We start from the raw sequence: 14,415 nt of genomic DNA on the forward strand, positions 1-14,415 counted from the left end.
GTCAGGCCGTAAGAACCGTTACCGCATGAATCAGCAGCCCGACCGCGCCGCCCACGAGCGTGCCGTTCACGCGAATGAACTGCAGATCGCGGCCGATATTCAGCTCGACATCGCGCACGAGCGTGGCGTCGTCCCATTGCTTGACGGTCGCGGCAATGTGTTTCGCAATACCCTCGCGCAACTCCGGCGCAAGCGCTTTCAGCGCGTCGCGCATGTGTTCGTTGATCGAATCGCGCAAGGCCGGATCGCCGCCCAGCGCCTGCGCAAAGCTGCCGGCCACCGCCACGACGCGCCCGTGCAGCGTCGAGTCCGGGCGCTTGAGATCGGCGTCGAGCCAGCCGATGAACTCGTCCCAAAGGCCGCTCACATAGCCGCGCAACTCCGGCCGCGCAAGCCACTCGCGCTTGTGGTCGTCGATACGTGACTTGAACGCCGGATCGCTCCTCAGACGCTCGATGAAGCGCGCGACCGCTTCGTCAAAAGCCTTGCGACGCTCGTGTTCCGGGTCCTCGCTGACATCGTGCAGCCATTGATTCGCGCCGCGCACGAGACCTGCCGCGAACTTCGCGCCGAGTTCCTCCGCGTTCAGTCCGACGAAACCCAGCATGCCGATGAGCTTCGGATACTCCTCGCCCGCCACGCCGACGATGCGCGCCGCCAGCATCTCCTGCACTTCGGGCTTGTCGAGCCACGCGGCCATCTGCTTCAGGCCTTCGTCGAGCAGCAACTGATGACGGCGATCCTCCGTCAGCGTCGACAGTACTTCGCCCGCCGCGCCCGCGAGATCGAATTGCTCGGCGCGGCGGCGGATGGCTTCGTGGAGCATCGACTTGACACGCTCGTCGTCGATCAGGGACAGCAACTGACCGACCGCCGTCACTGCCTTGTTGCCGAGCAACGCGGCGTTCTTGGGCTCGGCGAGCCAGAGCGACAGGCGGCTTGCCGGGTCGAAGGCGTTGACGCGCGCGACGAGCGCATCGGTGCCGAGAAAGCGGTCGCGCACGAATGCGGCGAGGTTGTCCGCCACCCGCGCCTTGTTCGCGGGAAGGATGGCGGTATGCGGAATCGGTACGCCGAGCGGATGCCGGAACAGCGCGACAACCGCGAACCAGTCCGCGAGCGCGCCGACCATCGCGGCTTCCGCGAACGACGAGACCCACGCCCACGCGCCGGCATCGTGCTGACTTTTGGCGAGCGCGAAAAGCGCGCCCGCCGCGACGAGCAGCGCGGCTGCGAACCACTTCATGCGCTTGAGCGCGACGGCTTTATCCTGCGTATCCATGCTGTGCTATCGAGTTGGCGGGTTTGACGAGGGCGCAAGCTTATCAGCGCTTCGCTGCAAGGCTAAGAGGGTGTCGATTGCGCGCCCGGCATGGTCCACCGGCACGAAGATGTGATCGTGATAAGCCGCCGCAAGCACATTGCAACTGATGCCCGCGTCGCCGAGCGCACGCGCGAACGCAGCCGTCAGCCCGACCGCGGCGAGGTCCGAATGCACCGTGAGCGTGATCCACGCGGCGCGAAACAACGGCGCGATGTTGGCCGCTTGCGCCGCCGCTTCCTCCATCACGACGGTCATGCCTTCGCGTTCACGGAACGTGGCGACGATGCCCGCGCCGCTCACCACCGCATCGTGCGGCAGGGACGCGAACACATAGACGCCGGGCTGAAGCTCGGGACGCATCGAAGCGAGCAGCGTGTTCAGATCCGAAATGGCTTGAGACATGATTGCTCCACCCAATGCGACGGCGCGGGCTTGACTGCAAGCCCGCGTCAGATCGCGATTTTCAGGCCGCGTCTTCCGTCGCGCGCGTTCGACCGAGCACGGGCCGCAGCGCCGTTCCGGTGTGACTGCGCGGATGGCTCGCCAGCGTTTCCGGGTCCGCCGCCGCGACGATCGTGCCGCCGTTCACGCCGCCTTCGGGTCCGAGATCGAGCACCCAGTCCGCTTCGGCGATCACATCGAGATCGTGCTCGATGACGATCACGCTATGCCCGCCATCCACCAGCCGATGCAGCACGCGAATCAGCTTGGCGACATCGGCCATATGCAGACCGACCGTCGGTTCGTCGAGCACGTAGAGCGTGTGCGGCGGCTTCTGGCCACGCCGCGTGATGTCGTCGCGCACCTTCGACAACTCGGTGACGAGTTTGATGCGCTGCGCCTCGCCGCCCGAGAGCGTCGGCGACGGCTGGCCGAGCGTGAGATAACCGAGGCCCACGTCCTTCATCAACTGCAACGGATGCGCAATGCTGTTCATCGACGCGAAGAACTCCACGGCTTCGTCGATCTCCATGGTCAGCACTTCGCCGATATTCTTGCCGCGCCAAGTCACCGCAAGCGTCTCCGGATTGAAGCGCTGGCCGTGGCAAACATCGCACGGCACCTTTACGTCCGGCAAGAAGCTCATGGCGATAGTGCGCACGCCCTGGCCTTCGCACGCCGGGCAGCGTCCGTCGCCGGTGTTGAACGAGAAACGCGATGGCGTGTAGCCGCGCGCGCGGGCTTCGAGCGTATCGGCGAAAAGCTTGCGGATGGTGTCCCACATGCCGATATACGTAGCCGGACACGAACGCGGCGTCTTGCCGATGGGCGTCTGATCCACTTCCAGCACGCGATCGATCGACTCGAAGCCGGTCACGCCCGCGCAGCCTTGCCACGCGTGCACGACATCGAACTTAGGGCGCGGCGCTTCGCGCGCGAGCACGGAAGCGCGCGACTTCGCGGGTGCATCGGTCTGCACGGCGCGGCGCGCGCGCCGCACGGCGGGCGACGAAAGCACCGAGCGGCCGACGGCATCGAGCAGGTTGGTCATCAGCACGTCGCGTGCGAGCGTGGACTTGCCCGAACCGGAAACGCCCGTGATGGCGACCAGACGATTGAGCGGCACGCTCGCCGTCACGTTGCGCAGATTGTGCAGCGTCGCCTTTTCGACCGTGAGCCATTGCTCGGGCACGGCGGGCCGCTTGCCCGCGGCCGCGCGCACTTCGCGACGCGGCTGCAACGGATGCACGATCGGGTTCGCGAGCATCTGACCCGTGAGCGAGTCCTTGTGCGCGGCGAGGTCCGACACCGTGCCCTGCGCGACCACCGTGCCGCCACGCTTGCCCGCGCCCGGCCCGATATCGATGATGTGATCCGCGCGGCGAATGGTGTCCTCGTCGTGCTCGACGACGACGAGCGTATTGCCCTTGTCGTTGAGCTTCTTGAGCGCGGACAGCAGGATCAGATTGTCACGCGGATGCAGACCGATGGTCGGTTCATCGAGCACGTAACACACGCCTTGCAGGTTGCTGCCAAGCTGCGCCGCGAGCCGGATGCGCTGCGCTTCGCCGCCCGACAGCGTGGGCGCGGCGCGATCCAGACTCAGATAACCGAGGCCCACTTCCACGAGAAATTGCAGACGCCCTTCGATCTCGCTGATAACATCGCGCGCAATGTCCGCATCGCGGCCTTGCAGCTTGAGCGCCGCGATCCATTCCCGCGTGTCCGTCACGGTCCAGCGACCGACCTCCGTGATCGGATAGTTGCCGAACGTGACGGCGCGCGCCACGTCGTTCAGACGCGTGCCTTCGCACTCGGGACACGGTTGATCGACGATATCGTCCGGTTCCTGATCCACCGAACCGATGCTCTGTTCGCGGCCGCGATCGTCCTGCGCGAAGACCGTATCGTCGAATGCGGCGCGCTGTTCGCGCGTGAGTTTCACGCCCGTGCCCACGCATGTGTTGCACCAACCGTGCTTGCTGTTGTACGAAAACATACGCGGATCGAGTTCAGGGTAACTCGTGCCGCAAGTGGGACATGCGCGCTTGGTCGAGAACACGATGGTCTCTTCCTTGCCGCGCTTCTTGCCATTGGACAACGCGCCGTGCAGATCGTCGAGCGGCGCGCACAGATGCATCACGCCCTTGCCGAGTTCGAGCGCATCGTCCAGCAGGCGGCGCAGTTCCGCTTCGTTATCCGCCGATACCACGAGGTCCGCCACGGGCAGTTCGATCGTATGTTCGCGGAAACGATCGAGCTTCGGCCAGGGATCGACGGAGAGGAATTCGCCATCCACACGCAGATGCGAGTTGCCGCGCGCCTTTGCCCATTTCGCGAGATCGGTGTAGACACCCTTGCGATTCACGACGAGCGGCGCGAGCAGGCCGACGTGCTGACCCTTGTAGTCGCGCAAAATCTGCGCGGCTATCGACTCCGAACTTTGCGCCTGCACCGGCGTGCCGTCGTTGACGCAGTGCTGTATGCCGAGCTTCACATAGAGCAGCCGAAGGAAGTGCCAGACTTCCGACGTGGTCGCGACCGTGCTCTTGCGGCCGCCGCGCGAAAGACGCTGTTCGATTGCCACGGTCGGCGGAATGCCATAGACCGCATCGACTTCCGGCCGGCCAGCGGGCTGCACGATGGAACGCGCATACGCATTGAGCGATTCGAGGTAACGGCGCTGACCTTCGTGGAAAAGAATGTCGAAGGCGAGCGTCGATTTGCCCGAGCCCGACACGCCCGTGACCACGTTAAATTTGTTGTGCGGGATATCGACATCGAGCGACTTCAGGTTGTGTTCGCGCGCATTCACGATACGCACCACGTCCTCGCCCTGTAGAGCACGGCGCGCGCTTGCCACTTCCGCGGCTAGTTGCAGCGGCACGCCCGCGCGCTTGTCGGCGGCGCCGGGCGTCATCGCTTCTTCATAATCGACGAGCGCGCGGCCCGTGTGCGAATGCTCGCACGCGGCCACTTCATCCGGCGTGCCGACACATACCACCTGACCGCCGCCGTCGCCACCTTCCGGACCGAGATCGATGATCCAGTCGGCCGCGCGAATCACGTCGAGATTGTGTTCGATGACGATCAACGAATGCCCGCGTTCGAGCAGACGGCCGAGCGCACGCATGAGCTTGGCGATGTCGTCGAAATGCAGGCCCGTGGTGGGCTCGTCGAACATGAAGAGGCGGCCGTGCTTCGCTTCGCTCTTGCTCGCGGGCGACGCGGTTTCCGCCAGAAAACCCGCGAGTTTCAGGCGCTGCGCTTCGCCGCCCGAAAGCGTGGGCACCGGCTGACCGAGCTTCACGTATTCGAGGCCGACATCGACGATAGGCTGCAACACACGCAATACTTCCGCATCCTTCGCAAAGAGCTCGACGGCTTCGCTCACCGTGAGTTCGAGCACGTCCGCCACGCTCAGATGCCGGCCGCCGCGCTCGATCTTCACATCGAGGATTTCCGCGCGATAACGCCTGCCGTCGCAATCGGGACACCGCAGATAGACGTCGCTCAGAAACTGCATCTCGACGTGTTCGAAGCCCGAGCCGCCGCAAGTCGGGCAGCGGCCATCGCCGGAATTGAAGCTGAACATGCTTGCGCTATAGCCGCGCTGTGCGGCAAGCGGCGCTTTCGCAAAGAGCTTGCGCAACTCGTCGAACGCGCCGACGTAACTCGCCGGATTCGAGCGCGCCGTGCGGCCGATAGGCGATTGATCGACGAAGACCACATCGCTCAGTTGCTCCGCGCCCTTCAACGCGCGAAATGCGCCCGGCGTCTCGGTCGCCTTGCCGAAGTGACGCATGAGCGCGGGCGCGAGCACGTCCTGAATCAAGGTCGATTTGCCCGAACCCGATACGCCTGTCACGCAGACGAGGCGTTGCAACGGAATCTCGACCGTCACGTCTTGCAGGTTGTGATCGCACGCGCCTTCGAGCACGAGACGCGGCGTCTTCGCGTCGGTCGCGCGACGATTCCAGTTCGACGCGTGCGCCACTTGCTTGCGGCCGCCGAGATAGGCGCCGGTGAGCGTGTCGCTCGACTCGATATCGCCCGGCGTGCCGTCATAGACGATCTGCCCGCCGCGTTCACCCGGCCCCGGACCCATGTCGATGAGACGATCCGCCGCAAGCATCACCGATGGATCGTGCTCCACGACGACGAGCGTATTGCCCGCATCGCGCAGACGATGCATGGCCTCGACGATGCGGTTCAAGTCGCGCGGATGCAGCCCGATGCTCGGTTCATCCAGCACGAAAAGCGTATTGACGAGCGAGGTGCCGAGCGCGGTCGTCAGATTGATACGCTGCACTTCGCCGCCCGACAGCGTGCGGCTCTGCCGGTCCAGCGTGAGATAGCCGAGCCCGACATCGCAGAGATACTTCAGACGCGTGCGCACCTCGGCGTGCAAGAGCTTGAGTGCTTCATCGAGCAAGGTCGAGGGCAGCGTGAGCGAATCGAAGAAGCGGCGGATGCGCTCTATCGGCATCAGCATGAGATCGTGCACGGTGAGACCGGGCAGCGCTTCGAGCTGCTCGCGTGTCCAGTCGACGCCCTTCGGCATGAAGCGACTGGCCGGCGCGAGCACGGCATCGGCCTGCTCCTTCGTGCCAAGACGCCACAGCATGGATTCGGTCTTCAGACGCGCGCCGTCGCATGTCGGGCACGTCGTATAGCTGCGGTACTTCGAGAGCAGCACGCGGATATGCATCTTGTACGCCTTCGACTCCAGATAGTCGAAGAAGCGCTGCACGCCGTACCACTGGTTCTGCCACTTGCCGGTCCAGTCGGGCGATCCGTGGATGACCCAGTCGCGTTCCTTCTGCGTGAGTTCGTTCCATGGCACGCCTAGACGAATGCCCGCCTTCGCGCCATAGCGCACGAGATCGTCCTGATTTTCTTTCCACGCGGGCGTTTGCAGCGTCTTGACCGCGCCCTCGCGCAGCGTCTTCTTTTCATCGGGAATGACGAGGCCGAAATCCACGCCGATCACGCGGCCGAAACCACGGCACGCTTCGCACGCGCCGTAGGCCGAATTGAACGAGAACAGCGCGGGCTGCGGGTCCGCGTAACGCAGATCGCTTTCGGGGCTATGCAGACCGGTCGAGAAGCGCCAGATTTCCGGCTCGCCTTCGTCCTTCAGCATGTAGACATTCACGCGACCGGTGCCGCGCAAGAGCGCGCTTTCGATCGCTTCGAGCGCGCGCGAGCGTTCGGTGTTGTGCAGGCGAAAACGGTCCGCGACGACGTCGAGCAACTGGCGCTTGCCGCTTTCGGTTTCGATGTGACGTTTCGCCTGAACGCGCGTATAGCCGCTCGCGGAAAGCCATTGAGCAACTTCGTCATCGCTTGCGCTGTCCGGCAATTCGACCGGGAACGTGATCGCGAGACGCGGGTCGTCCGTGCGCGTGCGCTCGAGCAGTTCGGCGTAAATGGTTTCCGGCGTGTCGTGACGCACGCGCAGCGCGGACTTCTTGTCGAACAGTTCGGCGGCGCGGGCGTAGAACAGTTTCAGGTGATCGTTCAGTTCGGTCATCGTGCCGACGGTCGAGCGCGAGCTGCGCACCGGGTTCGTCTGGTCGATGGCGATGGCGGGCGGCACTCCATCCACGCGATCCACCTGCGGCCGGTCCATGCGATCGAGAAACTGCCGGGCGTAGGCGCTGAAGGTTTCGACATAGCGCCGCTGGCCTTCGGCATAAAGCGTGTCGAACACGAGACTCGATTTACCCGAACCGGAAGGGCCGGTGACAACCGTCATCTGGCCGGTGTGCAGGTCGAGATCGAGATTCTTGAGATTGTGTTGCCGAGCGCCGCGGATGCGGATTGCGTTGTTCGATGCCAATTTTTCAACCGGTTCAATGAGTTGGACGGCTGTCACGAGCCGTTTGCAGCGGCGCGTCGATTGCTCGAAACGCGCCTCTTGCAGCGAACAGTACTGTACACGCATACAGTATTCGCTGCCAAACGTCGCGGAAGTGTCAGCCGGGGTGTTGGGTAGTGTCGCAAAGTTCTCGCCCGGCGATCGGCGAAGAGAGCGGCCGCTGTTCGGTTGCGTTCGGCCTGCGACCTATGCGGGAAAGTCCCAACCCGACGCTGCCTGACTTTACTTGACCAATGCCTGACAACTTCGATATCGTAAGTCAGGAAAACGATTTCCCGAAGCTTCGTCGCGATCCATTTGCTGCAACTCAAGCATCCGGTTAACCGTTGTACGAAGACTTCACCGAATCTACAAAACCGGCCCCGACCGGATCTAGGAGACAACAAATGAAATCCCCAAAACCGTCAGCAGGTTCACTATCACGACGTTCTTTCGTCAAACTCGCGGGCGTCTCGGCAAGCGCCCCACTTTTCAGCGGAATCAGCGCAATGAGCCTTCTTAGCGCCTGCGGCGGTCATGACGATTCGGCCCCGGCCACCGTGCAAGACGCGATCTGGGGGCCGTCCGGCTCCGCCACGCAAATCGTCAATGCGCTCAAGGGTGTATCGACGTCGATGGTGCCGAGCCGCCAGTTCCTCGTCACCGATTACGGCGCGAAGCCATGCGCTGTCGTGGCGGCGGTGAATCCTTATACGGATGCCACGAAGTCGCCCCTGAGCAGCGGCGCCGATCAGACGCAAGCGCCCGGCTCGTTCGATTCGCGTCCCGCCTTTTTCGCGGCCATCGCGGCGTGCAGCGCGGCGGGCGGCGGACGCGTCGTCGTGCCAGCGGGCAACTGGTATTGCGCGGGGCCGATCGTGCTGCAATCGAACGTCGACTTTCACCTGAGCGCGAACTGCGAAATCTTCTTCAGCCCGAATCCGGCCGACTACGCGAAAGACGGCCCGATCGACTGCGGCCCGAACGGCAAGTTGTTTTACAGCCGCTGGCAGGCAAACGATTGCCTCAACTACGGCCCGCCCGTCTATGCGCGCAATCAGACCAACGTCGCGCTCACTGGCGAAGGCGACACGTCCGTGCTCAATGGCCAGGCAATGACGCCCTTTGCCGGCAGCGGCAACACCGCGACGAGCTGGTGGACGTGGAAGGGCAATAACGGCGTGTATGGCTGCGTCAGTTCGTCGACGCCGTCACAAGCGTCGAGCAACTCGAAGAACGTCGATCTCAAAACCGCCGCGCCCGGCATCTCCGATACGCTCTATGCCGAACTCACCAACCCCGCCACGCCGTGGCAGCAGGACCAGAACTATCTGCCCGCGCTGTCCGAGGCGGGTGTCGCCATCGAGAAGCGCATCTTCGGTCTCGGGCATTATCTGCGGCCTTGCATGGTGGAATTCATCGGTTGCACGAACGTGTTGATGGAGAGCTACCGCACCATCAATACGCCGTTCTGGCAGCATCATCCGACCGACTGCAAGAACGTGGTAATGCGCAGCGTGACGGTGGACAGCATCGGTCCGAACAACGATGGCTTCGACCCCGACGCCTGCGACATGGTCCTGTGCGAAAGCGTCGTGTTCAACACGGGCGACGACTGCATCGCCATCAAGTCGGGCAAGGATCTCGACACGCAATACGGCCCGGCGCAAAACCACGTCATTCAAAACTGCACCATGAACAGCGGCCACGGCGGCATCACGCTAGGCAGCGAAATGGGCGGCGGCGTGCAGAAAATCTATGCGCGCAATCTGCAGATGCTCAACAAGTTCTGGGCGACCAACTCGCTGAACATTGCGATTCGCGTGAAGACGAACATGAATCGCGGCGGCTTCGTGAAGGACTTCTACGTCGATAACGTGACCTTGCCCAACGGCGTCAGCCTCACGCCGTCCGGTTACGGCAGCAGCCTGCTCGCGGGCAGTCCGATCAACGCGACCGTGCCGCTCGGCGTGGCGACGGCCAGCGCGGCGAATCCATCGGCGGCGCAGGGCGGCATCATCACCTTCGATTGCGATTATCAGCCGTCGAAAGACGCCATCCGCACGCGTCCCGCCCTCGTGCAGAACGTGAACATTTCCAACGTGAAGGCGAGCAACGTCACGGCGAACGGCGCGACGGGATCGTGTTTTCAGGCGATCGTCGCGCAAGGACCGGTCGCGTTCGATTACAACGGCCCCGCGCCGGTGCCGGCCATTCCGGCCATCACCGGGGTGACCATCACCGATTGCGATTTCGGCACGCCCGTTGCGGCCGGACCGGCGACGGCGGCAACGCCCGGGCCGATCTATGCGTACAACGTGCATGACATCGTGTTGAAGAACACGGTGATCGCGGGGCAGACGTTGAATCAGACGGTGAGTGACGCGCGGTAAGAAGCTTCGGGTTGCGGGCTTCGAGTCCGCAGCCGCTTGCCGTTATGTGCCCATTCGCGGCATGTTGAAATGCGCGCCCACTTTCATCTGATACGACGATGTTGTTCGACGGCATGAATAAGGCTGCGCCTTATTCAACATGCGAATGCTGCGCGAAACCGAGCGCCCTGTGTGGACTCGCCGACTTCTCGCGCGGTGGCGCGGATCATCTGGCTGGATGTAAAGTCGATCCGTATTTCGGCACATCGATCTACTACCATCGTTGCGAGCAATGCGGATTTATCCACGCGCCCGCCTTCGACGAATGGACGCCGAACGACTTCAGCGAACACATCTATACGCGGCTTACGAACGGCAAGATCTTGACTACACCTTCGCGCGGCCAAATGCCAACGCACGGATGATCGCCGAGTATTTTCCCGGCCTCGCGCAGGAAAAGCTTCTCGATTACGGCGCCGCATCAGGGATTCTCGAACAGCAACTTCGGCTTCGCGGGTTCGAACGGATACGCTCGTACGATCCCTTTGGCGAAGCGTCCGACCATACGTCACTGATCGACCGATACGGCGTCGTGCTTGCATTCGAAGTCTTCGAGCATCACGTCGAACCGCTTAGACTCGTCGATACACTGGCAAGGCTTATCGACGGCAACGGCGCAATCCTCTTCAGTACGCTGTTCGTTCCTCAAAGCAATTTGCGCGATGATATCGGACAGTGGTGGGATTGCATGCCTCGCAACGGCCATGTGTCGTTTTATACGGCGTCTGCACTGTCGCTACTGGCATCAGTGAACGGTCTCGAAGCCGCGACATTCAGCGAAGGCCTGCATCTTCTTTATCGCCGCGAATTTCCGGATTGGGCGAGGCACGTCAACCACACGCTCTTGCACTAACCCACCTCATGCCCCGATCAACACCCCCGTCCTGAACGCCGTCTGCCCCGTCACCCGCCCCATCGGTGCACCGGCCTGCGCGAAACGGATCGCACGCCGCATATAAAACACGCCATCGTTTTTCGTCGCGACCGTGGTCACGGCATCCGTCAGTGGATCGACGATATCGAACACCGCGTCGCCAGCCTTCAATCTCGCCCCGACCGACGCGCGATACACGACGATGCCGCTCACCGGCGCAATCAACTGCTCGCTGCCCGCAAGCGGCGTCGCGCCGAGTACGAGCGGCGGCAACGCGCGCGCCTCGCCTTCGATCACGCCGCGCGCGATCAGAAAGTCAACGATGGCATCCGCATCGTGTTGCGCCGTCTCGTAGCTCACGTCGCGCTGCCCGCGATGCTCCACCGTCGCCGCGATGTTCGGCGCACCGAGCGGCACGTCGCCGCCGAGCAACGCACGGACTTCGTTCCACAAGAGCGCGTGGATTTCGTCGAACGACTGCCCGCCCGAATCCGTTGCGAGCAGCACGCCGTTCGCGCCGAGATAATGTGCAAGCGGTTCCAGCGCGGGCCAGCTTGCCGGGCTCGTGTAGAGATGCATCGTGGCTTCGAGCGAACAATGCAGATCGAGCACGATGTCGGCATCGGATGCGAGCGTCAGCAGCGTCAGCCGCAGCGACTCGAACTCGTTCTTCGCGCGCATTTCGCCGAGCATGTCCCGCACGGCGCGACGCAAGAGGCGCGCGTTGTATGCGGCGTCGCTGCTCGACCACGCCATGCCGATACGTTCGATCAACGCCTGCGCGGGCGGCATCGGAAAACCGCGGTTGAAGTTGTGGCCGCTATTCGCGTCGAAGCGGCCAAGGAATTGCCCGAGCACATGCTGCGACAAGCCGACAGGATTCGCCACCGGCACGAGGACGATCTCGCCACGCAAGCGCCCTTCCCCTTCGAGTTGCAGCAGACGCTTCTTCAGCTGCCACGCCGTGAGCATCGCGGGGGTTTCGTCGGCATGCAGCGAGGCCTGGACATAGACCTTCTCGCCGCTTCGTTCCGCACCGAAATGAAAGCTGACGAGTTCGCGCGCCGTACCGAGCGTCGTGGAAACGAGCGGCGTGTGTCGTGTTTGCATCAATGAAAAAGTCCGTGAAAGATGAGGCTCAGTCGCCGTAGACGTCGAAGTCGAAGTACTTGTGCGCGATCTTCTGATACGTGCCGTCCGCGCGCATGTCGGTCACGGCCTTGTCGACCTTCGTCTTCAGCGCGGCATCGTCCTGGCGCATGCCCATGCCCACGCCGTGATCGCCCATGGAAAGCGGCGCGCCGACGAACGCGAAGCCCGCGCCGCGCGCGGTCTTCAGGAAGCCGTGCTCCGCTTCGACGGAGCCGAGCAACGCGGCATCGAGCCGGCCCGCGACGAGATCGTTGAACACACCCTCCTGACTCTGATACGCAACGATTTCCACGCCGCCCGGCTGCCAGTTCTTCATGGCGTAGGTCTCGAACTGACTGCCGCTTTGCACGCCGACGCGCTTGCCGGCGAGACCCTGCGCGCTCGGCGCGAGCGACGCTCCGCTCCTTGCGATCAGACGAGAGCGGAACTGGAACAGCTTCGTCGAAAATGCGATCTGCTTCATGCGCTTGTCGGTGATCGCCATCGACGACATGATCCCGTCGATCTTGCGCGCTTGCAGCGCCGGAATCATGCCGGAGAATTCCAGCTCGACCCACTGGCAGCGCATCGCGATGCGGCGGCAGATTTCATCGCCGAGATCGACGTCGAAGCCCGCGACATGGCCGTCGGGCGTCTTCACATCCATCGGCGGATAACCAGGGTCGATGCCCAGGCGCAAGGTATCGGCGTCCTTCGCGCTTGCAACGAACGGAGACATCGCAAGCGTGGCGGCAAGAGCGCTGCTGAGCATGAACGTTTTGAACATGGGTCGGCGGGATATTTTCGGGATTGGAGCGCTCATGCTAAGCGGACAAAGCGCCCTTAAAAAGAGGCATTTTAATTATCATGATCACTTTTCGAGATCGCCGATGGAATTGACGCTGACCCAATTGCGAATCTTCGTGGCCGTTGCAGAGGCGGGCAGCCTGCGCGCGGCCGCGCGGCGTCTGACAATTGCGCAGAGCGGCATCACTCAGCAGTTACGCAAGCTGGAAGCGCTAGCGGGCGGGCCGCTTTTCGAACGCGATGTACGTGGCGTGCGGCTGACGAGCGCCGGCGAACGCCTGCGTGTGCGCGCCGATCTAATACTCGGCGAATGTGCGAAGACCGAAGAAGAGATGCGTCAGATGCGCGGCGAATTAACCGGCAGCGTTGCGCTTGGTCTGGCAGCCGATGCGACCATGCGGCTGTTTCCCGCGCTGCTCGCGAGCTTCAGAGAGCGCTGTCCGCGTATCGATGTGCATTTGACGAGCGCGACGTCGCGCGTGCTGACGTCATGGGTGCGCGAGGGACGGCTCGATTTTGCCCTCGCACTCATTGCGCCCGACGCGGACATCCATGATATGGAGACGACACGGCTTTTCGATTCCAATGTCGCGGTGATCGCGCGGAAGGGGCATCCGCTTGCACGCGCGCGCAAGCTTTCGAGTCTCTGCAATGCCGAGTGGGTGAGCACGCGTCACGCGGGCAACAAGCTGTCCGCGCTATTCGATACGGCCCGGCTCACGCCGCCCAACGTCGCGGTAACCACCGAAGCGGTCTTCGACACGCTTCATTGCATTACCGCAAGCGACTACCTCGCGCTCGAACCGGCGAGCCTCGTGGCGCATCCGTTTTTTCGGGAACACATCACCGTGATCCCGATTGCCGAACGCGCCGCGCCGACGCCCGTCTGCCTGCTTCGAAGAGCGGGCGTGCCGCTCACGCCCGCGGCGCAAGAACTCGCGATGATGGCCGTATCGTTCGCGCGAATGCTCCCGCGCGCGGCGGATCAACGTGCCGAGTGACGCGCAGATGAACCCTTCGATGCAGCGCTGGCGTTCTTGCGCCGCGTTGCCCAGCCCTTCTTCGCGGCAGCCGAGCGATCCGCCGCCGAGCGCCGGCTTGCGCTTGCATGCGCCTGCCGCGACAGCGACTTGTGCGATGCCGCCTTCGTGCTTTCGCGCTTCAGCACGCGCGTGGACGTCGCGGAACGCTTTGCCTTCGACTCCGTGCTCGGACTCTTTCTCGTGCGATGCGCGGCTTTCGTGTCTTGTGCGGCTTTCTTGCGCGTGGCCTCGGACGTGGTGGCCTTCTTCGGCGTCTTGACCTTTACGCCGGAGCGGCGGGCTTCGGATAGACCGATGGCGATGGCCTGCTTCGCGGACTTCGCGCCATGCTTGCCCTCGCGGATGTGATCGATCTGTTCTTTCACGAAATTGCCCGCCTGGGTGCTGGCGGACTTGCCTGCGCGCTTCGCCTTGGTGGCGCTTTCGACGGTTTTCTTTTCGGGCATGTCGGTACTCCTTGGGAAGTTGACTTGCACCGGGAGAGGCAAGCAACGCACGTG

General features: G+C 63.2%; 9 protein-coding genes. 3 read left to right on the plus strand and 6 right to left on the minus strand.

Features of this window, described 5'->3' with window-relative positions; translation table 11 throughout:
* Position 1: 1 nt before the first annotated feature.
* The 3 genes from NCT04_RS19575 to uvrA form a co-directional block, all read right to left on the minus strand.
* Positions 2 to 1,282: a DUF445 domain-containing protein gene (locus NCT04_RS19575; protein ID WP_250467331.1), complete on the minus strand. Its 1,281-nt coding sequence runs from the start codon at positions 1,280 to 1,282 to the stop codon at positions 2 to 4.
* Positions 1,283 to 1,288: 6 nt separating this feature from the next.
* Positions 1,289 to 1,726 (minus strand): ACT domain-containing protein, encoded by a 438-nt coding sequence (locus NCT04_RS19580; RefSeq protein WP_250467332.1) that lies wholly within the window; start codon positions 1,724 to 1,726, stop codon positions 1,289 to 1,291.
* A 61-nt stretch (positions 1,727 to 1,787) separates the two neighbouring features.
* A complete protein-coding gene (gene uvrA / locus NCT04_RS19585) occupies positions 1,788 to 7,610 on the minus strand; it encodes an excinuclease ABC subunit UvrA (RefSeq protein ID WP_250467464.1) in 5,823 nt (1,940 codons plus the stop codon).
* A 425-nt stretch (positions 7,611 to 8,035) separates the two neighbouring features.
* Between uvrA and NCT04_RS19590 the strand changes: the two genes are divergently transcribed.
* Together NCT04_RS19590 and NCT04_RS19595 are read left to right on the plus strand one after the other, a co-directional pair.
* On the plus strand, positions 8,036 to 10,021 hold the full coding sequence (locus tag NCT04_RS19590; protein WP_250467333.1) for a glycoside hydrolase family 28 protein: 1,986 nt from the start codon (positions 8,036 to 8,038) through the stop codon (positions 10,019 to 10,021).
* Positions 10,022 to 10,421: 400 nt separating this feature from the next.
* Positions 10,422 to 10,913 carry a class I SAM-dependent methyltransferase gene (locus NCT04_RS19595; protein WP_250467334.1) on the plus strand — a complete coding sequence of 164 codons (492 nt, stop codon included), beginning with the start codon at positions 10,422 to 10,424 and terminating at the stop codon, positions 10,911 to 10,913.
* A 6-nt stretch (positions 10,914 to 10,919) separates the two neighbouring features.
* On the opposite strand, the gene NCT04_RS19600 is transcribed toward NCT04_RS19595, so the two are convergent.
* Positions 10,920 to 12,044 carry a succinylglutamate desuccinylase/aspartoacylase family protein gene (locus NCT04_RS19600; protein ID WP_250467335.1) on the minus strand — a complete coding sequence of 375 codons (1,125 nt, stop codon included), beginning with the start codon at positions 12,042 to 12,044 and terminating at the stop codon, positions 10,920 to 10,922.
* A 28-nt stretch (positions 12,045 to 12,072) separates the two neighbouring features.
* On the minus strand, positions 12,073 to 12,837 hold the full coding sequence (locus tag NCT04_RS19605; RefSeq protein WP_250467336.1) for a transporter substrate-binding domain-containing protein: 765 nt from the start codon (positions 12,835 to 12,837) through the stop codon (positions 12,073 to 12,075).
* A 118-nt stretch (positions 12,838 to 12,955) separates the two neighbouring features.
* On the opposite strand from NCT04_RS19605, the gene NCT04_RS19610 reads away from it, so the two are divergent.
* Positions 12,956 to 13,873: a LysR family transcriptional regulator gene (locus NCT04_RS19610; RefSeq protein WP_244829405.1), complete on the plus strand. Its 918-nt coding sequence runs from the start codon at positions 12,956 to 12,958 to the stop codon at positions 13,871 to 13,873.
* On the opposite strand, the gene NCT04_RS19615 is transcribed toward NCT04_RS19610, so the two are convergent.
* On the minus strand, positions 13,858 to 14,361 hold the full coding sequence (locus tag NCT04_RS19615) for a DUF6496 domain-containing protein (protein ID WP_250467337.1): 504 nt from the start codon (positions 14,359 to 14,361) through the stop codon (positions 13,858 to 13,860). The genes NCT04_RS19610 and NCT04_RS19615 overlap by 16 nt on opposite strands.
* Positions 14,362 to 14,415 lie beyond the last annotated feature (54 nt).

The sequence above is a fragment of the Caballeronia sp. GAFFF2 genome, assembly GCF_023631485.1.
In the GTDB taxonomy this organism is placed as follows: domain Bacteria; phylum Pseudomonadota; class Gammaproteobacteria; order Burkholderiales; family Burkholderiaceae; genus Caballeronia.

Excerpts from the sequence above, each read along its gene's own strand:
- NCT04_RS19575 (WP_250467331.1), bottom strand. The coding sequence starts at position 1,282 with ATGGATACGCAGGATAAAGCCGTCGCGCTCAAGCGCATGAAGTGGTTC.
- NCT04_RS19580 (WP_250467332.1), bottom strand. The coding sequence starts at position 1,726 with ATGTCTCAAGCCATTTCGGATCTGAACACGCTGCTCGCTTCGATGCGT.
- NCT04_RS19590 (WP_250467333.1), top strand. The coding sequence starts at position 8,036 with ATGAAATCCCCAAAACCGTCAGCAGGTTCACTATCACGACGTTCTTTC.
- NCT04_RS19595 (WP_250467334.1), top strand. The coding sequence starts at position 10,422 with ATGATCGCCGAGTATTTTCCCGGCCTCGCGCAGGAAAAGCTTCTCGAT.
- NCT04_RS19600 (WP_250467335.1), bottom strand. The coding sequence starts at position 12,044 with ATGCAAACACGACACACGCCGCTCGTTTCCACGACGCTCGGTACGGCG.
- NCT04_RS19605 (WP_250467336.1), bottom strand. The coding sequence starts at position 12,837 with ATGCTCAGCAGCGCTCTTGCCGCCACGCTTGCGATGTCTCCGTTCGTT.
- NCT04_RS19610 (WP_244829405.1), top strand. The coding sequence starts at position 12,956 with ATGGAATTGACGCTGACCCAATTGCGAATCTTCGTGGCCGTTGCAGAG.
- NCT04_RS19615 (WP_250467337.1), bottom strand. The coding sequence starts at position 14,361 with ATGCCCGAAAAGAAAACCGTCGAAAGCGCCACCAAGGCGAAGCGCGCA.